This window comes from Lacinutrix undariae (assembly GCF_052934785.1).
This window is the reverse complement of the sequence record NZ_CM128809.1, coordinates 1,230,292-1,254,910: the sequence shown is the minus strand read 5'-3', so window position 1 is coordinate 1,254,910 and position 24,619 is coordinate 1,230,292. Positions and strand designations below refer to the sequence as shown.

The window sequence follows — 24,619 nt, the reverse complement described above, 5'->3', positions numbered from 1 at the left end:
TGTATAACTCTTTTTAATTTAATGTAAATTCTCTTTTTAACTTGTTTAATTTGCTTGCAACACTTGCATCATATTGAATATCTCCAACACGTAAAATGAATCCTCCTAAGATAGTTTCATCAACAATGTTTTTAACTTCAACATCTTTCCCTGTAAGTTCTTTAACCTTAACTAACACTTTTGCTTTAAGATCGTCGGTTAATGAAACTGCCGAAGTAACTGTTGCTACTTCTGTTCCTCTTAACTCGTCGTACAGCTCGTTATATTTTGAAGCTGTATTTCCTATAAGTGAAATTCTTTTGTTAGTAATTAAGGTATCTATTAAATTACCTGTAAGTTTATTTGTGTTTTTAAACACATCTAATAATACAGCTTTTTTAACAGTAGATGTTACTACAGGACTTTGAAGCATCGCATTTAAATCTTTGCTTTCTGCAATAGTATTAGCGATTAGCTTCATATCATTATTTACAACTTCTGCTGTATTTTGATCTGATGCTAAGCTTAGTAATGCTTTTGCGTAACGGATTGCTGCTCTTGTTCCTGACATTATATTCTTAGTTTAATTTTGCTTCACCTAACATAGACTCAACCAATTTCATTTGCTTGTCTGTATCAGATAATTCTTCACCAACTACTTTTTGTGCAATTTCTAAAGATAAACCAGCAACGTGGTTTTTAAGTTCAGCCATAGCAGCTTTCTTTTCACCTTCAATTGCAGCTTGTGCTTGAGAGATCATTGTGCTTGCTTGTGCTTGAGCTTCCTCTTTTGCAGTTGCAATCATGTTATCTTTCATATCACGAGCATCTTTAAGCATAGCTTCACGCTCTGCTCTTGCTTCTTTTAAAAGTCTTTCGTTATCAGCAGTAAGGTTTTGCATTTCCTTTTTGGCATTTTCTGCCGATGCTAACGCGTTGTTTATAGACTCTTCTCTGCTTTTAACGGCTCCTAAAATAGGTTTCCAAGCAAACTTTTTTAATAAGAAAAAGAATACAATAAAAATTATTGTAGTCCAAAAAATTAAACTCTCTGGTGCAGTAAAGTTCATATCTTTATATTAATTTGTTTAGTGTTTTTTTAATTTAAAAAACCATCCCAAAACCAACCGTTTTGGGATGATAGTTTCTTTTCAAAAATTATTTTGCGATTAACGCAACTACTACAGCGAAAAGTGCAACACCTTCAATAAGTGCAGCAGCAATAATCATTGCAGTTTGAATTTTTGAAGCAGCTTCTGGCTGACGCGCAATTGCATCCATTGCAGACCCACCGATCTTACCAATCCCAAGTCCTGCAGCTAATGCAGCTAATCCAGCTCCGATTCCAGCTAATACCATAAGTAAAAAAATTTATATAGTTAATAATTAAAAAACTCAATTTAATGATGATCGTGCTCTTCTACAGCTTGACCAATAAATAATGCTGATAACAATGTAAACACATACGCTTGTAATGCAGCTACTAACAACTCTAACATACTCATAAACAATACAAACACACCAGATACTGGAGCTATAAATACGCTTTTAAATATGAAAATTAGAGATATTAAACTTAAAATAATAATATGTCCAGCAGTAATGTTTGCAAATAAACGAATCATTAATGCGAATGGCTTAGTTAACATACCAACAATCTCAATAGGCACCATAATTGGATATAATGCTTTTGGCACTGGTGGCGTTAATATATGTTTCCAGTAATCTTTGTTTCCATTAAAAATGGTAACCATAAAGGTAATGAAAGATAATACAAATGTAAAAAAGATATTTCCTGTTAAGTTTGAACTAAAAGGGAAAAAAGGAATTAATCCGAAGATATTATTAATCCAGATAAAGAAAAATATCGTTAGTAAGTAAGGCATAAATTTAGCATGCTTTTTCTCACCTATATTTGGAATTGCAATATCGTCTCTTACAAATAGAATTAAAGGTTCAAGAAAACCAGCTAATCCTTTTGGTGCTTTATCATTCTTCTTATAAGACTTCGCTACTGCGATGAATAAGAAAAACAATAAGAATGCAGACATTAACATTGAGAACACTAATTTAGTGATAGAAAAATCTAAAGGTCTAACATCAAAGTTAAACGCTCCATTTTCTCCTTCTTCTAATTCTGAATATCTATCCGCATAATAAATCACTTCATTATGTCTTACAAATTCAGCGCCATTTGCTTCAACTACAGTTTCACCTGAATTATCATGATGGAATTTTGATGAAGAAAATACTGTTAACCCATTATCTGTCCATAAAATTACAGGTAAATACATTGAAATGGCATGACCATCCCAATCTGCAATATGGAACTCATGAGAATCACCAATGTGTCCACTGATTAATTCATTAGCATCAAACTCTTTTTCTTCTGCATGATGTGCATCATTATGTTCATCATTTGAAGCCGTTCCAAAAAACGGAAGTAGTGCTAAAAGCAACACTGTAAATAATTTGATAGATTTTTTTGCTATCGCCATACCTTATCTAATATAAAATTATAGTCCTAAAATTTCGGTGCAAAGGTAGGGTATTAATTATAATTTGAAAGTGTCTGAGAAAAAAAAAATTCATTTAAATTCAATTTGCTAATTATCAATTAATTAAACAGCTTTACTATTCAGTAGTTTTACTGTAAATATCGTCTCTAGGACAAGGAATAAAAAGTAGGGCACAAAAAACGCTAAAACGTCTGTAATATATCCTAAATCTTTACGGAGTATTAATGGCAATAAAAACACTAATGCCGCCATCATTTTTAAAAATGTACACGCCATAAAAGCGAGTCCGGTATTATCGGCAAAAGTATTGTGTATAAATACTAAAAGCAGATACATTAAAAGTGTTGCTACAAAATGAAATGTAAAAATAGCCCATAGACTATAAAACATAGGTTCTGAAGTGGTTAAATTATCAATAACCGCATATTCCGCAGCAAATAATACTAGCGTAAATGGAATAAGTATTAGTAAGAAAGTTTTTATTTTTTTGATCATTAGTTGTCGTCGTTATTCATTTGTATCACTTGTTTAATCACAAGATACATTGCTATTGCTACTCCAAATAAGGCGCATATTACGGTATATGCACTGTAAGCATTTGGAAATTTCTCATCCAACCATACGCCAATAAATGAAAACACACCTATTATGGCGATCATTTGAAAGGCTATCGTTGAAAAACGCAAATATTTATTAAGCGTATTTTTCTGATCGTGAAGATTTTTGTTTTCCTTGTCCATTTTTACTTGCTAATTCTTTTACGGCACCTTTCATTGCACAAGTTGCATTAAACGTCGCTCCTGGCTCAACTGAGAGTCTTCCAACTTCAACTTCACCATCTACAATAGCCGACGATTTAAGCGCTAACATATTCTCTAAAATCAATTGCCCAGAAAACTGTCCTTCAATATCTGCATTTGCGCTTTTTAAAGTTCCGTTTATTACACCTGTTTTTCCTATTACAACTTTTCCTGGAGTTTGTATTGTACCATTAATAGTTCCTTCAACTCTAAAATCACCTTCCCCAATTACATCACCTGTAATTATTGTGCCTTTAGCGATACTATTTTGTTGTAAACTAGTGTCTGCTGCCATTCTTTCTTTTTTTTTACCTGAAAACATGAGGTTATTTTATTATTTTTCTAAATATACTTTTGCATTTTTATGACGTTGAATAACGGCATAATTAGCTGATGAAATTACAAAGTAATCTTTATCTATTTTATCTTTATTTTCGGCTAAAATTTCAGCAAAACCTTCGGCTCCATCAATACTTTTTAAACCGTGAACTACTACATAACTTGTATTTTCATCATACACATCAACCGATGTTTTTAAATCAAAATAAGTCACTTTTGCAATGGCTTTATCTAATTTTTCTACAAACTTAGGAAGGCTTTCATCATTAACATCAAATTGATAAATAACATTGAATTTTTTAGCGTCTTTATCATCTAAAAATGTTTTAACAGCCATTTTAGGAATAGTATTTTTTAAAATGTCTTGTGCTTTTTTTCCTTCTTCGGAATTTGGATATGTTAAAGCTATATAGTTTACACCGTTTTTATAAGCGTCAAACCCATACAATCTTCCGCTAGCAGATGCTTTAAGGATTTCAAATTTTGGCACCATTACATCTCCTACAAACTGATTAATGTAAGTCTCTGAAGCCTTAATTACATGTTTATATTCTTCATTATTAAAGGCAGCATACAAAGTTTCATATATACGTTCTGGGCTATTTTCGGATTTTGAAATTTCAGAATTTGGATTCAGAAGTATTTCGGCATAACGAGAATCTGGATAAGTAGCTAAAATTTCGGCTTTAGTAATTGCAGCTTCATCGGTTTGACCTAAAGCTATATAAATTTTATATAAATTATATTTTGAAGGCAAAACAAAACGTTCCTCTGGTTGGCTTGCTAATAATTGTAAATATTTATCTTTTGCGAGTTCGTTTTCATTAAATTTCTCCTTATAAATTCCTCCTAATTGGTAATATGCAAAATTACGTTCGCGAGAAATACTATCAATTACCTTAGCATCTGTAGGAATTTTAGAGATGTAATATTGTGGATCAAATAACTCATCTTCTTCAAGAGATTGAGTAGCTATATCTTCAGTATCATTTGTAACAGATGTAGCTCTTACACTACGGTTGGATAAACGCCAGTTATCACCTGCAGCTCTATCTCCCCAAATTTTAACAAATTCATTTTTCCCATAAGAAACCGTTGTTGGATTATAAAAGTAGAATGATTGCGCACCATTGGATGACATACCTCTAGAGCTTGATTTGTTTGATGTTGCTCCAATATTATTTGCTGTTGTTAATCCTGAATTTCTACGATTATCAATTTCTTTTTGTTTAGCAACTTCTTCTGCTTTAATTTTTAAATCGGTAATATAACTTTCAAAAAAGGTGATTCTTTCAGATTCAGAAAGCTTAACTAAATTTAAAATACTATCATTTACCTGAGCTATATCTTCGTATTTAATAACATCATCTAGATTATCTCGTTTACGTTTTATTAATCGGTATGGTTTAGAGTTAAGAGTCATACTAGACATCGTACTATCGTAATAAGCACCGGCCATTTTGTATTCTGAGGCATCAAAATTCATATCTCCTAAAATAGAATAATCTAAGGCTTTTAGATATCTATCTGAAGTTACTTTTCGTAATGATTTATTGTAATAGGCTACTGCTAAACTATCCGATTTGTTTTCACGGTAATAGTTGGCAATGCGGTAATAGATTTTATCTAAAAACCGACGATTTTCTCTATCTTCTTCAAGATCTGTTAAAAATTCAGTGAATTCTAGCTTGTTTCCTGTTTTAGAATCAAAATTAGCCACCTTTTCTAAATGTGCATTAATGTAGTAAGCTCTAGGGATTTTTCGATGTAAATCTATAATTCTGTCAAAAGCTAAATTGGCACTATCTTTTTGTCCAAATTCATTATACAACTGACCAATAATGTAGTTGTATCTTGCTTTTTCGGTATGATTTTTTGTGGTTTGGGCTGCTAGTGATAACTCAACTAATGCACTATCTTTGGCTTTTATATTAATATATGCTTGCCCCATTATAGCTTTAGCATCGGCATAATCTTGCTGTTCTAATTCCTCTTGTTCAAATAAACGTTTTAGGTTTTTTATTGCTAATTCGTTATTTTCTAAACGGATATTAGTTTTTTCGCGCCAAACTTTTGCTCTATTTATTTTATCACTTGTGGGATGTTTGTAAAGGATATAATTGAAGGCTTCTAGCGCAGGAATAAAACGTTGATCAAAATAACGTGATTGTCCTAATAATAAATAGGCTTCATCAATTTGCGGATTGTGCTCGCGTCCTTTAATGTTCATACCATGTTTTTGGACGGCCTTAATTGCTTTTTCTTCGGCACGTTCAAAATTTCGATTTTTACTTTGCCCCGGAAGTGATACTTCTTCTAAAATTTCCATACGTTCTACCGTAAGTAAATCCCAATAGTTATCTGTAGCGGCATTATTAACGTCTGCTCTCCCCTTTTCTAAAGCGATATTACCGTTATACAAAATGTTGTATTTAGTTCCCATTGCATGGAAATTACGGTTTATAAATTTGTCTTTTTTACGCGAACAACTAGTAATAAAAAGTGTGGCGCAAACAACAAGAACTATAGCTTTAAAAGGTGTTTTCAACGTTGGTTGTATTTGGTTTATAGATAACTAAAAACAGCCGCATATATTATGCAGCGGTGTAAAAATAAGCATCTTTTTGAATTATATAGAGAAATTGATTGGTTTTTAAACCGTTTCGCTTGCAGTGAAGTGATTTTCAAGTTCTTTAAGTGTGGCTTCGCTGGTTACTAAATCTTTAACAACGGCTCCTTTTTCTAGTACAACAATACGGTCGCAAACATCGGTGACATGTAATAAATCATGGCTAGAAATAAGCACGGTAACGCCATGAGTTTCTGCCAAATCTTTAATAATTCCTTTTAGTCTTATTTGAGTTGTTGGATCTAAGTTTGCAAAAGGCTCATCAAGAATAACAACTTCTGGATGCCCAATTAAAGCGGCCACAATACCTACTTTCTTTTGATTTCCTTTACTTAAATCTCTAAGGTATTTTTTCTGATTTAATATTTCGCCATGAAAAAAGTCTTTAAAGGTAGCTACCAAAGCATCAACATCGGCTTTGTTTTGACCTCTAAGATCTCCTATAAAGTAAAAATATTCTTCGGGTGTGAGATAACCTATTAAAAAGCTTTCGTCAATAAATGAACTGGTAAAAGGTTTCCAATCTTCACTTTCGTGAACTAAAATAGAATTGTTTTCAATATGACCGGTTGTTGGTTGAATTAAATCGAGCAGTAAGCTAAAAAATGTGGTTTTTCCGGCACCATTATTTCCTACCAAACCAAAACTTTGTCCTTTAGGAATGTTTAATTCTGAAATATTTAAAACCGTATGACTTCCATAGGTTTTTGAAAGGTTTTTAGACTGTATCATGGGCGATTTTTATATTAATCATCTTCGCTAAAAGCTTGGATAGTTTTGTATTTTGAACTTAAATATTTTTTGGTAATACTACTCATTATCTTTTGATGAAAAACAAGACCTATTACTCCACAAAAGATTAAACTTGCGATTCCGGTTTCAAAATTAAAAAGGAAATTACCTGCAGAAAATATGATAATTGGGAATAACATTAACGGAATTCCTAGTAACCATTGTACGGCTCCAGTACCTTGATAATTGAAAGCTGCACGTTGATTTAAGTCTATTTTTTTACGGTTAAAAGATCCCGCAAATAAAATAACATGTGTATTAACTCCAATATTATAAATGGCTGCAGCAAAATGTGCTAATAAAATTTTCCATCCAAAATACACGTAAGGCGTACTCAATACAAACAGAATAATAACACTCATACTCATTAGCACGTGTTTTGACCTTAAATATTCTTTATATTTTATATTTTGGCTCATTAGCATTTTGTAGTAACCACTATCCCACGCCGGAATGAATTGCCCAAAATTGATAAGGAAAATTCCGGTAACAAAAATACCTACAAAACCATACATATAAGTTCCTCCTTCACCTTGAAATACTGGTTTTGTATAGAAAAACAAACCGTACAGTAATCCAAAAATGAGTAAAAATATTGTTGATCTTGGGCGTTTATTTCGCCATATTAATTTTAAATCTAACTGAAGAAAAGGCGCTAAATCCCCAAAATGTTTTGTCCAAGCGAGGTTAGAGGTCTTTACAGCTTCTGTTTTTGTTTTAAGTGAACTATCTAAATATAATTTCTGTTTTAATAATTTAAAATTATACAGATATAATCCCACCAAGATTAATACTAAAACGAGTAAAAATACAGGTTGTTTGGTGATGGCAATAATTCCGCTGGAAAGCGCTTCGGAAAACGAAAATATTTCGAAATAATTAAGTCCAAATAAAGCACTTGCAACTAGTATAAGTGGTAAAAATGATAATTCTGATGCGGCGGTTAGACTTTCAATAATAAAGTTTAAAAAATTGACAATTTGCGCAATAATACACATGGCAAATACCCAAGCCAACACACTTGTAGCACTATAATTGTTGGCTAAAAGCATGATTGCAAACGGAATTGTTGCAAAAAACGGTAAGATATTATAAAATGACAAGGCAGATTTACCGAGCACAAAATTGACAACGCTACGACGTTTAATGGGTAATGTTAGTAACGGCTTAACGCTCATTACTGGTAATTTCTGTAAGAAAAAACGCATTATCAAATCCATTAAAATCCAATAAAACAGGTAACTATTTACTACTAAAAAAGGATCTTGATCTGGAAATGTTTTTGTGATTAATGGGTATAATCCAAATCCCATAGCGAGAAAACTTAAGGCCATCCAAATGGCAAGAAAAACCATGACGCCTTTTAGAGCCATACTTTTCCCTAGACTAGACGATCTAAAAAATGATTTCCATTCTAAACTTAAAAACCGTTTTACCATAAGGTTTATTGGTTATATTTTGTAGCAATACCTTGTACTTCCATTCCCCAAGACTGACCAAGCATCATTGCTTTTTGTGTTAACTCTAATTGTTTTGTTGCTAATTTTTTACCTAAATCTGTTTTGTAAAATTTCACTAATTCTTGAACTTCTTCACGAGTAAATTCTTTCATATATAAATCGGCCATACTACTGTATAAACCTTCTAAAGTGCCTTTAGCTTCTTTGGTATAAGCGTCTTTATTTGCAACAGGAACCATCATCCCTATTTGATCAATGGCATTATCAAAAGCTTTTCCTGCTCCAGTAATTTCAATAAACTCGATAGTTTCGGCTTTAAATTCTGAACTTTCTTGAGCTACAGTTGTGCTAACAAAAGCAAACATAAATAGACAAACTAATACTACTTTTTTCATAAGATTTGATTTTTAATAATTGATTTACAATGATAAGTATACTTTTTTCTTAAAATGTTACACTATTAAGCAATTTGATATTCAGGATACATTTTAGAAAGATAGGCTGTTGCCGATTTTGGTAACAATACCAAAACAATATAAGAGTAAAGGGTAAACACTACCATAATTATTGCCGCCACCGCTATAAATATTGATGGCCACACCACATTGTTTAATTTATCGCCATGAAGTAATAACTGTGGCATAAGTGTTAATCCAAAAGAACCGCCACCCAACTGAAACACGATATCTTCGTACATCCAACGTTTATTAGTTTCTTTTATACGTCTTTTTGTGTACTTCTGTAAACTTCTTAATTTATAAATATAAAAGGGTGAAAACAGGATAAAAAAGCCAATAAATACAAATTCTTTATAAGGCACATAATACAGTATTTGATACAGCACTATAATCGATAAAAGGGTTAAAACCAATTTTGGTAACTTAAAAAAGCCCACAAATAGCTTCCAGATATTACCATAATAATGTTTCATTAGGGATTTCTGACGGTCTTCAACAACATCATTAAACCCAAAAATTCCAAATTTCTTAAATTCTAAATCTAAAGCTTCTTCAAAAGTTAATTTTGGGTTTTCGGCAAGATGCTGCTCAATACCATTGGCAAGATGATCTACTAATTCGGTTTGTAAATCGTAATGTTCTACATAATGTTTCCGTGTAAACGTGTAGAGTTCTTGTATGTTTTCTTCTGAAAGTTTCATAATGTTTTAAACTTTTTTTGATAAGCATTCTTTTGCTTTAAAGCTTCCAAAAACCAAAGAATAGATAATGTTAAAAAGAAAGATAACATAAAAGATGTAGTGTTTGAACTCACTAGGTTGGTTAAACTATTTACAATATCGAAAAGGGTGTTGAATAAATAAATTATTATTCCGAAGTAAAAGCCTAAACGCTCAACACCTGAGAACCTTCCAGATTTGCGATATAAAAAAACAAAGTATAATGTAGCCATTAATAGCAACTGAATAAATCCAATCTCTTTAGCTGTATATATGTTTAATGTCACATCAAACAGCTTAAAAGTTAATTTAAATCCGCAAAAAAGAATCATAAAAATCAACAAACTTTTTATGGAGCATAATTGTTTTAATAATAAAATACCAAGCGCTTTATCAATAGTCTTAATATGTTTTTTATGGCTTTTTAATAAGTTTGATTTCTCCTCAATCATATAAGATTTAAACACATCATAAAACAACCTGTCATCTCCATTTTTCATACGATTTTCAATTTCAGAAGCTACATGGTCTACCATTTCCATTCTCACATCTGTAAATACCACATCTGCATTTTCTAAATAGGTATCAATAAATTGTATATTTTCTTCGGTTAAAATCATATTAAAAACTCGGTTTTAAGTTCACCAATTCTTGCATGGTTTTAATATAGTCTTCCAATTCTGCGAGTTTATTTACAGTTTCTTTACTGCCTTCTTCGGTAAGTTTATAATATTTACGCAGGCGGTTATCTACTTTTACAACTTCAACATCTAGCAAACCTTCAGCTTCCAGTTTATGTAACGATGGGTACAACGCACCTTCGGTAATTTTGAGTTCACCTTTGGTGAGTAATTTCACTTTTTGTGTCATCTCATAACCGTACATTTTATCGTGCTCATTAAGCAACTTTAAAATAATGGTGGTTAAACTGCCTTTGTAAAGTTTTGAATTTGCCATAATACCAAATATACCTAAATTTCTTATGTATAAGAATCTTAGGTATTAATTTTTTCTGAATTTGAAACCTAAAAACTCACGGCTTCACTATTTTTGTAAAAAATAATATCACATGGCACAATTCCATACACTTACTATAAAAGAAATTCATAGAGAAACCGAAAACTCGGTAACTATTAGTTTTTCAGTTCCTGAAGACTTAAAACCTAGTTTTGCATTTAAATCCGGACAATATATTACCTTAAAAACGACTATTAACGGTAACGAAATTAGAAGAGATTACTCACTTTGCTCCTCTCCTAAAAGTGGCGAGATTAAAGTTGCCGTGAAAGCTATTACTGACGGAACATTCTCAATGTACGCTAATAATGAGTTGAAAGTTGGTGACACATTAGAAGTTGCCTCTCCTAAAGGTAAGTTTGTTTTTGAAGCGAATGATAAAAAGACTAAAAATGTCGCTTTATTTGCTGCAGGAAGTGGAATTACGCCAGTATTAAGTATTGTAAAATGTGCTTTAGAAGAAGAAGTAAACAGTCAAATAATTTTAGTTTACGGAAATAAAACACCTAAAGACACCATGTTTTTTGATGAATTATTAGCCTTACAACACACATATAAAGACCGTTTTGTAATTCAATTTGTATTCAGTCAAACCGATGAAGACGATGCTATTTTTGGTCGTATTGAAAAAAGCACGGTTAATTACGTGGTAAAAAACAAGTACAAACATATTGAGTGTGATGCGTTTTACCTTTGCGGACCAGAAGCAATGATTCACACCGTAAAAGATGTGTTAGTTGAGCACGGAGTGAACACAGAGCGTATTCATTTTGAATTATTTAAAGCTTCAAAACCTGTAGAAATTGAACCAACTACAGTTAGTGACGGACAAACAGAAATCACAGTTATTGTAGATGATGAAGAAACAACTTTTGATATGGCTCAAAAACAAACCATTTTGGAAGCCGCTTTAGATAAAGATTTAGATGCGCCATATTCTTGCCAAGGTGGAATTTGTAGCAGCTGTTTAGCCCGTGTTACAAAAGGTGAAGCAACAATGCGTCAAAATAATATTTTAACAGATAATGAAGTTGCCGAAGGTTTAATTTTAACTTGTCAAGCACATCCTATAACAGCAAAAATCACTGTTGATTTTGATGATATTTAATGGCTATTTTATATCGTTTTAAAGTTTGATAAGAAGAGCAATAATTCTAACATTAATACTGAACTCTATAATTTTAATTGGAGTTCCATCAGGACATGGCTATGGATTTATGGGGTTTTTTGAATTTTTAAGCATCCCATATCTTATAGAAAACGGAATTAATTTTCAAAAGAATTATCCTTTTGAAAGTAGCCTTAATATTATAGGTTTTATCTCTTTAATTGGAAAAACACTACTAATCACCTGTCTGTTTTATAAAAAACCATTGACAAAAAAGTCTTTAATTTACACAGGTTTAACCTTACTATTCATAGCATATATTGCTATCAATTTTGGTACTTGGCAATATGATACTTTTCTTTTTATAATTACTCTAGGGTCAGGAATTCCTTTTGCAATGTACTTTGGAAGAGTTATTTATTTAATACAGAAAGAAACCACAAAATTAAAACAACTTTAAAGCACTGCTTTAATTTTAGAAATAACAACATCTGGAGCAATACTTCCCGCAGCTTTTAAGTAAGTTTCGGGACATTTGTTTCCGTAAATAGATGTTGGAATTAGTGGATATCTTTTAGCATCCGCAAGTAAGGTAAAATCTTTTGGTTGATGAAAAGGAGCAAATCCTGCAAAAGGATGTGTAATTCCCCAAACGGTAATTACTTTTATACCTAACATGGCTGCAATATGCGCATTTCCAGAATCCATAGATAACATTACATCTAGGTTAGAAATCACATCAAGCTCTTCATTTAGCGTTAATTTTCCGGCTAAATTTACTACATTTTCATACGAATTTTGAAAGCTATCTAAAACAGCAACCTCTTTAGCTCCACCACCAAATAATACAACTTTATAAGTTTCAGAAAGGGTTTTAATTACGGTTTCCATTAAATCTAACGGATACATTTTACCTTCAAAAGCAGCAAAAGGCGCAATTCCAATCCATTGTAAAGCATCGGTTCCTACTTTTTTTAGGGTGGCTTCATTTAATGTTTTTCGTTCAGGAAAAGTTGGGTTTGAAATATCAATAGGAAATCCTAAACGCTCAAAAACATCTGCATAACGTTGGTGCGTGGTTTTTAATTGCTGAAAACTTTCTTTGGTAACTAACGCTTTCTTTTCGGCACGACCTTTATCTATTTGTTCAGTTTTTATTCCGAAGAAAAAAGATTTTAAAATATTAGATCGCAACACATTATGTAAGTCTGCAACAGCATCTACACCTAAAGCTTTTAATTCTTTAGAGAGTTTAAACAAGCCCAAAACACCTTTATGCTTTCCTTTTACATCGGCATTAAAAATGGTAACATTCTTTAAATCCCTAAAAAATGGTGCAAAAAAACCACGTGTAAGCACGGTAAGTTTTACATTGGGATATTGCGTAGTAAAAGCGCGTAAAATATTAACCGTCATTGCGACATCTCCCATTGCGGAGAGCCTAATAACGAGAATATGCTTGGGTTGAGACATGTGAAATTATAAATTAAACCCCCTAATATTACAGGTGATTATTTTTGTGAACGTAATACAGGATTTAGTTCGTCGTCATTGTACATTTTCATTTGTTTATACACTTTCATGTATTTATCTCCTTTTTCAATATCACTTAAAAGTGTATCAATAGCCGTTGATAAATCTACACGTTGTTCTAACAAAATATCTAATTTAATCTGGCAAGCTGCTTGGTGTGCTTCCGAAGCATCGGTACGTGTTGCTTCTTCATGCATGTGGTACACTTTTAGTGCTAAAATTGATAATCTATCAACTCCCCACGCTGGGCTTTCAGTATTAATTGTAGCGTCTGCTTTTGGAGTTACAGATTTGTATTCCTCAAGAAAATAGCTATCAATATACTCAACCATATCTGTACGATCTTGGTTTGAAGCATCAATTTGGCGTTTTAGTTTTAAAGCTGCAACAGGATCAATTTGTGGATCGCGAATAATATCTTCATAATGCCATTGTACGGTATCTATCCAACTTTTTCTGTATAATAAATGCTCTAACAGGTTTGAGGTTTTATCAAACGGATTTGAAAAAGGCTGATCAACAGTATTGATAATATGATACGTTTTAATAACGTCTTGAAAAATAGAATTGGCTTTGCTTGTAAACATGTACTTAATTTTAAGACACAAATATAAGTCTAATTAATTAACTTTACCATTTTAAAACTACATACAAAAGCAATGAAAATCCACAATTTATCCCTTCAAAACTCGATATTAAATACGTTTATTTCTGAAATGAGAGATGCACAAATACAAAAAGATCCCATGCGTTTTAGGAGAAATATTGAACGAACAGGAGAAATATTAGGATATGAATTAAGCAAAAAACTAAACTACACAAACCAAACGGTGAAAACACCATTAGGAACAAGTGACGTATCTGTAATTAATGATGATATTGTGTTATGTTCTATTTTAAGAGCTGGTGTGCCATTGCATAACGGACTTTTAAATTATTTTGATAAGGCTGAAAATGCATTTATTTCGGCATATAGACATCATAAGGATAATCCGGAGATTTTTGAAATTATTGTTGAATATTTAGCTTGTCCAAGTTTGGAAGGTAAAACCTTAATTCTTGCTGATCCAATGTTAGCTACAGGACAATCTATGGTAGCTACTTTTGAAGCTTTAAAACCTTTTGGAACACCTAAAAACATACATATTGTAAGTGTTATTGGTGCGCAGCAAGGGGTAGATTTTATTGCAAACCATTTTGATAGCGATGTACACCTTTGGATTGCTACAGTAGATGAAACTCTTGATAAAAACGGTTATATTATGCCTGGTCTTGGAGATGCAGGAGATTTAGCTTTTGGAGAAAAACTACAACATTAAACCGATAATAGGTGTAATAATTAATAACCAAATTAAGGTTTCTTTAAACCATTTCACCGAAACAGTTTCCATATAATTAGTCACAATAACAGATAATGGCGCTAGTAGAAAAAGGAATTCTGCACCACTTTTTTCTGGTGATATAACGACAATTGCCAAAGCAATTAAAGAGGCTAAAACCACTAAAACACTTGTAGGTTTTTTAGTACGTGCTTTGGTTTTCATAATCCCAACATAATGGAATAAGCTCCATATAAAATAGGTAAATACAATGGTTAAAGCTGTAATTATTGAGGGTGAATTTAGAGTACTATAGTTAAAACTGATACCAAAATCCATTTCAGAAAAATAAGCTATAATATTAGTATCTGTAATAATAAGTACACATACAGTAATACATGTTGCTGCTAAAACACCAATAAAAGGAATCGCCCAATTTTTAAGTTCGGGGATGGCATATAAAAATAATGCGGCAAAAATTAAGAGATAAAATAATGATGCCCAAAAAAATAGCAAAGTTGCGAGGCTAATCCAAAATGCGGCATCAAAAAGCTTCTTTTTAAGTTCTTTTTGGGTACGCAAACTTATAATTCTTCTGAAAGCTAAAAGCACAAAAAAGTTAGCGACCACTATTTTAATATTAAAAAATGTTTGTGGTAACATCACCATAAACAGTGTGATAAACAAAATATTATAACTATTCTTATGCGTTAAATCATTTTTTCCGGAGAGAAAATTTAATACAAAAATCGAAAATATACAAACAGTAAAAGTTCCAATTTGCGTGGTAATATTTGTTCCGTTAAGAGCTTCATTTTCTATAAAAAAATTATAAAAAACAAATGCAATTAGCAAAAAAATACTGATAACCAAAAAATGTATTGGTTTTGCTTTGCTGAAAAAACTTGAAATCATTTATAATGTTTGTATATTTGCGATGTAAATGTATTGATAATCCCCTTTGAAGCTCATAAGAGCGTTTAAATTTATATAAGATGAAAGACTTTTTTTACGCAATTCAAGATTTATTTGTAGACGTACTACTAAAACCAATGGATGCTTTACGAGCATTAGAACTAGAAAACTGGTTTTCTGCTAACATGCTTAACTGGATTTTTATGGCTATAGCTATTGTTGCATTTGTATACTGGATGCTACAACTTAAAAAATTCGATAATAACAATGAAGAAGATAAAACAGTTTCAGCTCATAAATTTCTATAAGTCGAAACCAATATCTTTTCTATAATTAATCTTATCAAAATGTAGCTTATCTATATTTTGATAAGATTTTTTTAGTGCCTCACTGTAGCTTTCACCGTAACTTGTCATAGCAAGTACACGTCCACCCGAAGTTACGACTTTTCCATCTTTTATAATTGCTCCTGCATGAAATGGGATTGAACCTGTTACGTTTTCTAATCCTGTAATTTCTTTACCTTTCTCGTAAGCTTCTGGATAGCCACCAGATACTAGCATTACTGTAGTTGCAGCACGCTCATCAATTTCGATATTTATAGTATCTAAAGTTTGGTTTGCAATAGCTTGAAAAATTTCAACTAAATCATTTTTCAATCTTGGTAACACCACTTCGGTTTCTGGATCTCCCATACGCACATTGTACTCAATCACTTTAGGATCATCTCCAACTTTAATTAAGCCAATAAACACAAAACCTTTATATGGTAAATTATCTTTTTGAAGTCCTGCAATTGTAGGTTTTACAACACGTTCTTCAATTTTATTTAAAAATTCTGGTGTTGCAAAAGGTACTGGAGATACTGCTCCCATTCCACCGGTATTTAATCCGGTATCACCTTCACCAATACGTTTATAATCTTTAGCTGTTGGTAAAATTTTGTAGTTTTTACCGTCTGTTAATACAAAACAGCTTAACTCAATACCATCTAAAAATTCTTCAATAACTACTTTTGAACTTGCTGCTCCAAATTTAGCATCAACAAGCATTTCTTTTAATTCTGCTTTAGCTTCTGATAAATCATTAAGAATTAACACCCCTTTTCCTGCCGCTAATCCATCTGCTTTTAATACATATGGAGGATTTAACGTTTCTAAAAAGGCATAACCTTCTTCAACATTGCTCGCATTAAAACTTTGGTAAGCTGCTGTAGGAATATTATGACGCATCATAAATTCTTTAGCAAATTCTTTACTTCCTTCTAATTCTGCAGCTGCTTTTTCTGGTCCAATAACTGCTACATGTTTTAGCGCGTCATCATTTAAAAAGAAATCGTGAATTCCTTGTACCAAAGGATCCTCAGGACCAACCACAACCATATCAATGTGTTTTTCTAATACTAACGCTTTTATTGCCGGAAAATCGGTAACGCTAATATTAATATTTGTAGCAATTTCGGCTGTACCAGAATTTCCTGGAGCAACATAAATTGTATCACATAAAGGGCTTTGAGCGGTTTTCCAAGCGAAAGTATGTTCTCTTCCTCCTGATCCTAAAATTAAAATTGTCATAGTGTGTTGTTGTTTGCTCAAAAATAAAACTAATGCGTCGAATACACCAATATTTTTTATTTACTTTACAAAAAATCTTATCCTTTGAATTTATTTGATTTGTCATTAAAACTCAACCGCTTTCCTATTAAGAAGGCTTCTTGTGTTTTACAAAAAATTCAGGCTAAAAATGAAGCAGAGTTTAAGGCTTATGTGCTTCAAAAAAAGGAAGCAATTTTTAATTATCACCTTCAAAATAATTCGTTTTACAAAAGCGTCGCTAAAAATGCAGATGTTTTAGATTGGAAAACCATTCCTATAATGACAAAACGCGATTTACAATGCGATTTGAGTGATAGACTTTCAGAAGGATTTAATGAAAAAAACGTATATATCAATAAAACATCAGGTTCATCTGGACATCCTTTTGTTTTTGCGAAAGATAAATTTTGCCACGCCTTAACATGGGCAGTTATACAGAATAGATTTGGTTGGTTTAGATTGGATTTTAACAGCTCTAAACAAGCTCGATTTTACGGAATTCCGTTAGATAAAAAAGGCTACTATAAAGAGCGAATTAAAGATTATATAGGGAATCGTTTTCGGTTTTCGGTTTTCAATTTAAGTGATGAAGCTTTTCAAGTTTGCTTAAAAAAATTTAAGGCTACTAATTTTAACTATATCAACGGTTATACAAGTTCAATCGTTCAATTTGCTAAGTTTTTAGAAAGAAAAAACATTGTTTTAAATACTATTTGTCCCACATTAAGCGCTTGTGTTGTGACTTCGGAAATGCTTTTTGAAGACGACAAAAAACTATTAGAAAAACAGTTTAATATTCCTATAATTAATGAATATGGTGCTTCGGAATTAGATTTAATTGCTTTTCAAAACCCTGAAAATATTTGGCAAGTAAATAGCGAAACACTTTTTGTAGAAATTGTAGATGACCAAAATAATATTCTGCCTTACGGCGAAGAAGGTCGCATTGTTATTACATCTCTTTACAATAAAGCACACCCATTTATACGCTATGATATTGGAGATATTGGCGTGCTTTCAGAAAAAAGCACACTACAAAAACCTATTCTTAAAAAATTAATAGGAAGAACCAACGATATTATTACTTTACCTAGCGGAAAAAAAGCGGCGGGACTTACTTTTTATTACATTACTAAAAGTATTATTGAAAAAGATAGCGCTGTAAAAGAGTTTATTATTGAACAACATAAATTAGACACTTTTAAAATAAAATATGTGAGTACTGAAACCATTTCAGATTCCAAAAAAGAAGATATAAAAACAGAAATAACCAATTATCTTGAAAAAGGATTAACCCTTATTTTTGAAAAACAAGACGTTATAAAACGCTCAAAAAGCGGAAAATTAAAGCAATTTAAATCTTTACTCAACTAATTTATGAATATAACAATTATTGCAGGAGCACGACCAAATTTCATGAAGATTGCACCAATTATTGAGGCAATTAAAGAGAAAAAAGCGCTTGGTTTTGATATTAATTACAGATTAGTACACACGGGTCAACATTATGATAAAAATTTAAGCGATACTTTTTTCACAGAATTACACATACCGTTCCCAGATGCTAATTTAGAAGTAAAAAGTGGTACTCAAGCCGAACAAACTGGTGCAATAATGATTGGTTTTGAAAAGGAATTACAACAAAACCCTTGTGATTTGGTAATGGTTGTTGGCGATGTTACCTCTACAATGGCGTGTACTATTGTTGCTAAAAAAGCAGGAATAGATGTGGCACATGTGGAAGCCGGAATTAGATCTGGAGATATGAATATGCCCGAAGAAATTAATAGAATTGTTACCGATAGTTTAACCGATTATTTTTTTACCACATCTAGCTATGCTAATAAAAACTTAGCGGCTCTAGGGGTTTCTGAAAGCAAGGTTTTCTTTGTTGGAAATGTAATGATTGACACCTTATTAAAACATATACCAAGATTTGAAAAACCTCAAATTTGGGAATCTTTAAACTTAGAAGAAAAGAAATACATGGTGATGACATTACATCGCCCAAGTAATGTAGATGAAGAACATCAGCTTAAAAATTTAATTCATAAGATTGTAAGTTTAGGTAAAGATTTTCCAATAATATTTCCGGTGCATCCACGAACTAAAAAGCTTTTAGAAGGATTAGATTTGAATTTTGAAAATCTACACTATGTAGAACCTTTAGGCTATTTACATTTTAATTATTTAGTAAAAAATGCTTTTGCAATGCTAACTGATTCAGGAGGAATTACCGAAGAAACCACCGTAATGAATGTTCCGTGTATTACGCTTAGAGATTCTACCGAAAGACCTGAAACTTGCGAAATAGGAACGAATGTTTTAGTAGGAAATGACACTAAAAAAATTGAATCGGCTTTTAAAGATTTGCTTTCAGGACACTGGAAACAAGGACAAACACCAGAGCTTTGGGACGGTAATGCTGCAAAACGTATTACAGACTGTTTAGTTGACATTTATTCGCTATAATGAAAGATATATTAATCATAACAAGTTATTTTCCACCAGAAACAGGTGCGGCTTCCAATAGGATTTTTCATTTAGCAACCGGTTTACATTCTCAAGGTTTTAAAGTTGCCGTAACCACACCGTTGCCCAATTACCCAAAAGGGAAAATTTTTAATAATTATAAAGGTCGTTTTAAGCATATTTCTATTGAAAATGGAATTACCGTAAACCGCCTGTGGATTTACGCCAGCAATTCAAAAAACAAGTTGTTACGCCTTATTGCAATGCTATCTTATAGTTTTAGTTTAGTATGGTTTTTTATGTGGCATAACATCCCAAAAACTGTTATCGTGCAATCTCCTCCCCTTTTGGTAGCGTTTACTTGTATGTTATTTTTAAGACGAAAAAAACGTAAGTTAATATTAAACGTGAGTGATTTATGGCCTATTGCTGGTTTAGAATTGGGAGCCTTTAAAAAGAATTTTAGCTATAAAATGCTAGAAAAAATTGAACGTTTTAATTATAAAAAAGCCGATTTAATTTTAGGACAAAGTGAAGAGATTTTAACTCACGTTTTAGGTATGTTTCCGGAGAAAAAGGTGTTTTTATATAGAAATTATCCTGATTTTAAAGCTCCAGATCGCCAATACTCGGCAGCTTCCGAAGGAAAAATAAAAATGGTTTATGCTGGATTATTAGGAATTGCTCAAGGTATTTATAAGCTTTGTAAAGAGTTAGAATATGCGCAAATAGAGTTTCATATTTATGGTGCTGGTGCCGAACAAGAACAGATTGAACAATTTATAACAGCAAACCCTAATCTTCCTATTATTTATCATGGAGAAATTTCTAGACAAGAGTTACACCAAGAGCTTTTAAAGTATGATTTAACGATTATCCCGCTGCTTAATCGAATTTATGGCTCAGTACCTTCAAAAATATTTGAGTACGCTAAATTAGGGCTTCCAATGCTTTATTTTGGAGGTGGAGAAGGTGAAACTGTTATAAAAGAAAATAATTTGGGATGGATTGCTGAAGCTGGAAATTACAAATCATTAAACGCTTGTATTTCTCAGCTAAATATTACCGATTTCTCGGAAGAACGTTCTGAAAATATTATAAGAAAAGGGACTAATGCATTTAGTTTTGAAATGCAATTAGCGGCGTTAACTAAAATAGTTTAATAGGCTTTTTCTTCGCCTTTAACAGCGTTTACAAATGTTTTAATAATGATTTTGATATCTAAAAATAGTGACCAGTTTTCAATGTAGAAAATATCATACTTTACACGACCAATAATATCTTTATCTGTTTCTACCTCACCACGAAAACCACTAGTTTGTGCTAAACCTGTAATACCTGGTTTTACAAAATGACGTACCATAAACTTATCAATTTTTTTGGCATACATATCGGTATGACTTACCATATGAGGTCTAGGACCTACTACTGACATGTCTCCAAATAGCACATTAAAAAATTGAGGTAACTCATCAATACTAGTTTTACGTATAAAACTTCCAACTTTTGTAATTCTGAGATCACCACGAGTAGCTTGGTATAAATTAGCGTCTGCATTAGGCTTCATAGATCTAAATTTATAACAATCAAATTCTTTATAATTAAAACCATTTCTAGATTGCTTAAAAAACACAGGACCTTTAGATTCTAGTTTAATTAATATCGCGATAATAGGTGTTAGCCATGACAACACAAATAAAATAACCAAGCTTGAAAATGCAATATCAAAAACACGTTTAACAAGCATGTTTATAGACTCTTCTAGAGGAATATTACGTAAGGATAGTATTGGAATATAGTCGTAATATTCATATTTTAATTTCTTGCTATAAATATCTTTATTATCGGGAACGAACTTAATAATTTTAAGGTTATTATCGGCAAAATCTATAATTTCACTAATTTGATTATTAGAAAGCTCAGAAGCTGAACAATAAATTTCATCAACATTTTGTTCTTTTATAAAAGAAAAACATGCTGCTAAATCTACCTTTTTCTTATCTTTAAAGTTAAAGGTTTTAGTATGCACATAGCCATACTCTGGGTTTTTATTAAAGAAATTCTCGAGTGCTAAAGTTTTTTTATTGCTTCCTAAAATAACTGTTCGTCTGTAGTTTCCTCCAAATGAGGTTCTATATTTTTGAAGAAAATAATATATTGAAAATTTAAAAAAGGTAATACATCCAAATACTGTAAAAACGTATTTAAAAATGGTTTTTTGATGGAGTTGATATTCATTAAAATATCCTGAAAATGCAAATATTACAAGTGCAAATAAACACATTTGTCTTAAGGTTAATGATAAAATACTAACCTCTCTGGTATATCTAAAAACTTCATAAAACTTAAATAATGTAGATATAATAATCCACGCTAATGAGATCACAATAACGTAAGAAACAGGTTCAACACTCTTAAAAAACCAAAGTAGTGCAAAACTATTTATTATAAATAAGTCTATTATATAAGAGATTGGTCTTAAATAGACTGAATATCTTCCTTGTGCAAATGCGTTCAATTTATTTTTTTATGTGTTTAGAAAAATCTTTGTGTTCACTTTTATATAAATCTTCATCTGATAAAGACTTAAAGTAGTTGAAAGTCTTTAGCATTCCTTCTTCTCGTTCTACCTTTGGCTCCCATCCTAATAGCTTTTTTGCTAAAGTGATGTCTGGTTGGCGTTGTAAAGGATCATCAACAGGTAATTCTTGATAAATTACTTTTTGATTAGTATTTGTAAGTTTAATGATTTCTTCAGCAAAATCTCCAATGGTAATTTCATTAGGATTTCCAATATTAACGGGTTCTGAATAGTCGCTAAACATGAGTTTAAAAATACCATCTACCTGATCATCTACATAGCAAAAAGAACGGGTTTGTGTCCCATCTCCAAAGATTGTTAAATCTTCTCCTCGTAATGCTTGCCCCATAAACGCAGGAATAACTCTCCCATCGTTTAATCGCATTCTCGGTCCGTAGGTATTAAATATACGTACAATACGTGTTTCTAAACCATGAAAACGATGATATGCCATGGTTATAGATTCTTGAAAACGTTTTGCTTCATCATAAACACCTCTTGGCCCTATGGTATTTACGTTACCATAATAATCTTCGGTTTGTGGATGCACTAATGGGTCTCCATAAACTTCTGATGTGGATGCTATTAATAATCTAGCATTTTTAGCCTTAGCTAAACCTAATAAGTTATGCGTTCCTAACGATCCTACTTTTAGGGTTTGAATTGGTATTTTTAAATAGTCTATTGGGCTTGCTGGTGATGCAAAATGTAAAATGTAATGTAAGTCACCTTCAATTTCAATAAACTCTGTAATATCGTGCTCAATAAACTCGAAGTTAAGGTTTTCTGATAAATGCGAAAGGTTTTTTTTATCTCCAGTAATAAAATTATCCATACCGATGACGTAAAAACCTTCTTTGATAAACTTATCGCACAGGTGTGATCCTAAAAAACCTGCAGCTCCTGTTATGAGTACTTTTTTCATTATCTGATTGTTGGTTTATTTACCGGTTCCTATTTTGTAATATACAAATCCGATATTCTCTAAAATTTCTTTATCTAAAATACCTCTTCCGTCAAAAACAAAAGCAGGTTTTTGCATGTTATCAAAAATTTGCTTCCAATTGTAGGTTTTAAATTCGTCCCATTCGGTTAAAACAGCAATAGCATGTGCATTTTCGCAAGTTTTATAAGGGTCGTTTTCTACAGTTAAAAGACTTCTATTTTCTTCGTTTGATCTGGTGTTTAAATATTCTAAATCTGCAAAAATACGTTCTTCAACCACTTTAGGGTCAAAAATAGTAATTTCTGCTTGCTCATTTAGTAAATTATCGGCCACTTTAATTGCTGCTGATTCTCTAGTATCGTTGGTATCTTTTTTAAACGCCCAACCTAAAAATGCTATTTTTTTACCAGAAACGGTATTGTAAAGTGTACTTACAATATTATCTGAAAAACGTTGCTTTTGGTGTTCGTTCATTAAAATGACTTGTTCCCAATAATCTGCTACTTCATTTAAACCGTAACTTTTAGCAATATATACAAGGTTTAAAATGTCTTTTTGAAAACAAGAACCTCCAAAACCAACTGATGCTTTTAAAAATTTAGCGCCAATTCTACTATCCATTCCAATGGCTTTAGATACTTCGTTGACATCTGCTCCTGTTTTTTCACAAATTTCAGACATTGCATTTATAGAAGATACACGTTGTGCTAAAAAGGCATTTGCTGTAAGTTTAGACAACTCTGAAGACCATACGTTTGTTCTTAAAATTCGTTCTTGTGGCACCCAATTAGCGTATACAGAGGCTAGAGCTTCAATGGCTTTTAGGCCGTCTATACTTGTATCACCACCAATAAGTACTCTATCTGGACTTAAAAGGTCTTCAACAGCTGTTCCTTCTGCTAAAAATTCTGGATTTGATAAGATTTGAAAAGCAACATCATTACCTGTATTATCTAAAATATCTTTTATTGCTGAAGCGGTACGCACAGGAAGGGTAGATTTTTCGACAATGATCTTATCTTGTTTTGAGACTCTAGCAATTTGACGTGCACACAACTCGATATATTTTAAATCTGCAGCCATACCTTTACCTTTTCCGTAGGTTTTGGTTGGCGTGTTTACCGAAATAAATATCATTTGAGCTTCATCAATAGCTTTATCAACTTCTGTTGAGAAGAATAAATTACGCCCTCTTGCTTCTGCAACAATAGCATCTAAACCAGGTTCAAAAACAGGAAGATTATCTAAATTATCGTCATTCCAAGCAGCAATTCTAGCGTCATTAATATCTACTACAGTTACTTTTATGTCGGGACATTGTTTGGCTATTACGGCCATTGTTGGTCCTCCAACATATCCAGCTCCAATACAACAGATGTTTTTTATTTTCATTTTCTTCTTTTAATATAATCTAGGACTGCAAATCTACGAAAACTAG

The 24,619-nt window shown here is 32.0% G+C and carries 28 protein-coding genes; 7 read left to right on the top strand and 21 right to left on the bottom strand.

Annotated features, from left to right (window positions below):
• Positions 1-13: 13 nt before the first annotated feature.
• From atpH to ACU4C5_RS05540, 14 genes are all read right to left on the bottom strand, one after another.
• Entirely contained in the window at positions 14-550 is a 537-nt protein-coding gene (gene atpH / locus ACU4C5_RS05605) for an ATP synthase F1 subunit delta (RefSeq protein ID WP_446846074.1), read from the bottom strand.
• 7 nt (positions 551-557) lie between these two features.
• A complete protein-coding gene (locus tag ACU4C5_RS05600; protein WP_446846073.1) occupies positions 558-1,049 on the bottom strand; it encodes a F0F1 ATP synthase subunit B in 492 nt (163 codons plus the stop codon).
• Between the two features lie 88 nt (positions 1,050-1,137).
• Positions 1,138-1,338, bottom strand: coding sequence for an ATP synthase F0 subunit C (atpE, locus tag ACU4C5_RS05595; RefSeq protein ID WP_446846072.1), 201 nt, complete (start codon positions 1,336-1,338; stop codon positions 1,138-1,140).
• Positions 1,339-1,379: 41 nt separating this feature from the next.
• Complete coding sequence (gene atpB / locus ACU4C5_RS05590; RefSeq protein WP_446846071.1) at positions 1,380-2,477, bottom strand: F0F1 ATP synthase subunit A; 1,098 nt, start codon at positions 2,475-2,477, stop codon at positions 1,380-1,382.
• Positions 2,478-2,600: 123 nt separating this feature from the next.
• Positions 2,601-2,993, bottom strand: coding sequence for a hypothetical protein (locus tag ACU4C5_RS05585; protein ID WP_446846070.1), 393 nt, complete (start codon positions 2,991-2,993; stop codon positions 2,601-2,603).
• The gene (locus tag ACU4C5_RS05580; RefSeq protein WP_446846069.1) at positions 2,993-3,238 is read right to left on the bottom strand and encodes an AtpZ/AtpI family protein; all 246 of its coding nucleotides are present in this window, start codon (positions 3,236-3,238) and stop codon (positions 2,993-2,995) included. The genes ACU4C5_RS05585 and ACU4C5_RS05580 overlap by 1 nt, the downstream gene beginning before the upstream one ends.
• Complete coding sequence (locus ACU4C5_RS05575; protein ID WP_446846068.1) at positions 3,192-3,593, bottom strand: bactofilin family protein; 402 nt, start codon at positions 3,591-3,593, stop codon at positions 3,192-3,194. The genes ACU4C5_RS05580 and ACU4C5_RS05575 overlap by 47 nt, the downstream gene beginning before the upstream one ends.
• A gap of 39 nt (positions 3,594-3,632) precedes the next feature.
• Positions 3,633-6,185: a type IX secretion system periplasmic lipoprotein PorW/SprE gene (porW, locus tag ACU4C5_RS05570; RefSeq protein ID WP_446846067.1), complete on the bottom strand. Its 2,553-nt coding sequence runs from the start codon at positions 6,183-6,185 to the stop codon at positions 3,633-3,635.
• A 105-nt stretch (positions 6,186-6,290) separates the two neighbouring features.
• Positions 6,291-6,998, bottom strand: a complete 708-nt coding sequence (locus tag ACU4C5_RS05565) for an ABC transporter ATP-binding protein (RefSeq protein ID WP_446846066.1) — start codon at positions 6,996-6,998, stop codon at positions 6,291-6,293.
• Between the two features lie 14 nt (positions 6,999-7,012).
• Complete coding sequence (locus ACU4C5_RS05560) at positions 7,013-8,497, bottom strand: DUF5687 family protein (RefSeq protein WP_446846065.1); 1,485 nt, start codon at positions 8,495-8,497, stop codon at positions 7,013-7,015.
• Between the two features lie 5 nt (positions 8,498-8,502).
• The gene (locus ACU4C5_RS05555; RefSeq protein ID WP_446846063.1) at positions 8,503-8,913 is read right to left on the bottom strand and encodes a DUF2059 domain-containing protein; all 411 of its coding nucleotides are present in this window, start codon (positions 8,911-8,913) and stop codon (positions 8,503-8,505) included.
• Positions 8,914-8,978: 65 nt separating this feature from the next.
• Entirely contained in the window at positions 8,979-9,677 is a 699-nt protein-coding gene (locus tag ACU4C5_RS05550; RefSeq protein WP_446846062.1) for an MFS transporter, read from the bottom strand.
• Positions 9,674-10,315, bottom strand: a complete 642-nt coding sequence (locus ACU4C5_RS05545) for a hypothetical protein (RefSeq protein WP_446846061.1) — start codon at positions 10,313-10,315, stop codon at positions 9,674-9,676. The genes ACU4C5_RS05550 and ACU4C5_RS05545 overlap by 4 nt, the downstream gene beginning before the upstream one ends.
• A gap of 1 nt (position 10,316) precedes the next feature.
• On the bottom strand, positions 10,317-10,652 hold the full coding sequence (locus tag ACU4C5_RS05540) for a PadR family transcriptional regulator (RefSeq protein WP_446846060.1): 336 nt from the start codon (positions 10,650-10,652) through the stop codon (positions 10,317-10,319).
• 112 nt (positions 10,653-10,764) lie between these two features.
• Between ACU4C5_RS05540 and ACU4C5_RS05535 the strand changes: the two genes are divergently transcribed.
• Both ACU4C5_RS05535 and ACU4C5_RS05530 read left to right on the top strand, forming a co-directional pair.
• Positions 10,765-11,820: a 2Fe-2S iron-sulfur cluster-binding protein gene (locus ACU4C5_RS05535; RefSeq protein WP_446846059.1), complete on the top strand. Its 1,056-nt coding sequence runs from the start codon at positions 10,765-10,767 to the stop codon at positions 11,818-11,820.
• 25 nt (positions 11,821-11,845) lie between these two features.
• On the top strand, positions 11,846-12,280 hold the full coding sequence (locus ACU4C5_RS05530) for a hypothetical protein (RefSeq protein ID WP_446846058.1): 435 nt from the start codon (positions 11,846-11,848) through the stop codon (positions 12,278-12,280).
• On the opposite strand, the gene ACU4C5_RS05525 is transcribed toward ACU4C5_RS05530, so the two are convergent.
• Together ACU4C5_RS05525 and ACU4C5_RS05520 are read right to left on the bottom strand one after the other, a co-directional pair.
• On the bottom strand, positions 12,277-13,251 hold the full coding sequence (locus tag ACU4C5_RS05525) for a glycosyltransferase family 9 protein (RefSeq protein ID WP_446846057.1): 975 nt from the start codon (positions 13,249-13,251) through the stop codon (positions 12,277-12,279). The genes ACU4C5_RS05530 and ACU4C5_RS05525 overlap by 4 nt on opposite strands.
• Before the next feature lie 80 nt (positions 13,252-13,331).
• The gene (locus tag ACU4C5_RS05520; RefSeq protein WP_446846056.1) at positions 13,332-13,940 is read right to left on the bottom strand and encodes a DUF4254 domain-containing protein; all 609 of its coding nucleotides are present in this window, start codon (positions 13,938-13,940) and stop codon (positions 13,332-13,334) included.
• A gap of 72 nt (positions 13,941-14,012) precedes the next feature.
• On the opposite strand from ACU4C5_RS05520, the gene upp reads away from it, so the two are divergent.
• Positions 14,013-14,672, top strand: coding sequence for a uracil phosphoribosyltransferase (gene upp / locus ACU4C5_RS05515; RefSeq protein WP_446846055.1), 660 nt, complete (start codon positions 14,013-14,015; stop codon positions 14,670-14,672).
• Here upp and ACU4C5_RS05510 read toward each other — a convergent pair.
• Positions 14,661-15,587, bottom strand: a complete 927-nt coding sequence (locus tag ACU4C5_RS05510) for a DUF6427 family protein (protein ID WP_446846054.1) — start codon at positions 15,585-15,587, stop codon at positions 14,661-14,663. The genes upp and ACU4C5_RS05510 overlap by 12 nt on opposite strands.
• 80 nt (positions 15,588-15,667) lie before the next feature.
• Here ACU4C5_RS05510 and ACU4C5_RS05505 point away from each other — a divergent pair, with 80 nt between their 5' ends.
• Positions 15,668-15,895 (top strand): DUF6341 family protein, encoded by a 228-nt coding sequence (locus tag ACU4C5_RS05505; protein WP_446846053.1) that lies wholly within the window; start codon positions 15,668-15,670, stop codon positions 15,893-15,895.
• Here ACU4C5_RS05505 and purD read toward each other — a convergent pair.
• Positions 15,890-17,161 carry a phosphoribosylamine--glycine ligase gene (gene purD, locus ACU4C5_RS05500; RefSeq protein WP_446846052.1) on the bottom strand — a complete coding sequence of 424 codons (1,272 nt, stop codon included), beginning with the start codon at positions 17,159-17,161 and terminating at the stop codon, positions 15,890-15,892. The genes ACU4C5_RS05505 and purD overlap by 6 nt on opposite strands.
• A gap of 84 nt (positions 17,162-17,245) precedes the next feature.
• Between purD and ACU4C5_RS05495 the strand changes: the two genes are divergently transcribed.
• The 3 genes from ACU4C5_RS05495 to ACU4C5_RS05485 are packed head-to-tail and all read left to right on the top strand — an operon-like array spanning position 17,246 to position 20,817.
• Positions 17,246-18,556, top strand: a complete 1,311-nt coding sequence (locus tag ACU4C5_RS05495) for a phenylacetate--CoA ligase family protein (RefSeq protein WP_446846051.1) — start codon at positions 17,246-17,248, stop codon at positions 18,554-18,556.
• Between the two features lie 3 nt (positions 18,557-18,559).
• Positions 18,560-19,654 (top strand): non-hydrolyzing UDP-N-acetylglucosamine 2-epimerase, encoded by a 1,095-nt coding sequence (wecB, locus tag ACU4C5_RS05490; RefSeq protein WP_446846050.1) that lies wholly within the window; start codon positions 18,560-18,562, stop codon positions 19,652-19,654.
• Complete coding sequence (locus tag ACU4C5_RS05485) at positions 19,654-20,817, top strand: glycosyltransferase family 4 protein (protein WP_446846049.1); 1,164 nt, start codon at positions 19,654-19,656, stop codon at positions 20,815-20,817. The genes wecB and ACU4C5_RS05485 overlap by 1 nt, the downstream gene beginning before the upstream one ends.
• Here the strand turns inward: ACU4C5_RS05485 and ACU4C5_RS05480 are convergent.
• From ACU4C5_RS05480 to ACU4C5_RS05470, 3 genes are read right to left on the bottom strand one after another with little or no spacing between them, the layout of a single operon-like run.
• Positions 20,814-22,172, bottom strand: a complete 1,359-nt coding sequence (locus ACU4C5_RS05480) for an undecaprenyl-phosphate glucose phosphotransferase (protein ID WP_446846048.1) — start codon at positions 22,170-22,172, stop codon at positions 20,814-20,816. The two genes, ACU4C5_RS05485 and ACU4C5_RS05480, sit on opposite strands and share 4 nt — an antisense overlap.
• A gap of 1 nt (position 22,173) precedes the next feature.
• On the bottom strand, positions 22,174-23,160 hold the full coding sequence (locus ACU4C5_RS05475) for a UDP-glucuronic acid decarboxylase family protein (protein WP_446846047.1): 987 nt from the start codon (positions 23,158-23,160) through the stop codon (positions 22,174-22,176).
• 15 nt (positions 23,161-23,175) lie between these two features.
• Positions 23,176-24,573, bottom strand: a complete 1,398-nt coding sequence (locus ACU4C5_RS05470; RefSeq protein ID WP_446846046.1) for a nucleotide sugar dehydrogenase — start codon at positions 24,571-24,573, stop codon at positions 23,176-23,178.
• Between the last annotated feature and the right edge of the window lie 46 nt (positions 24,574-24,619).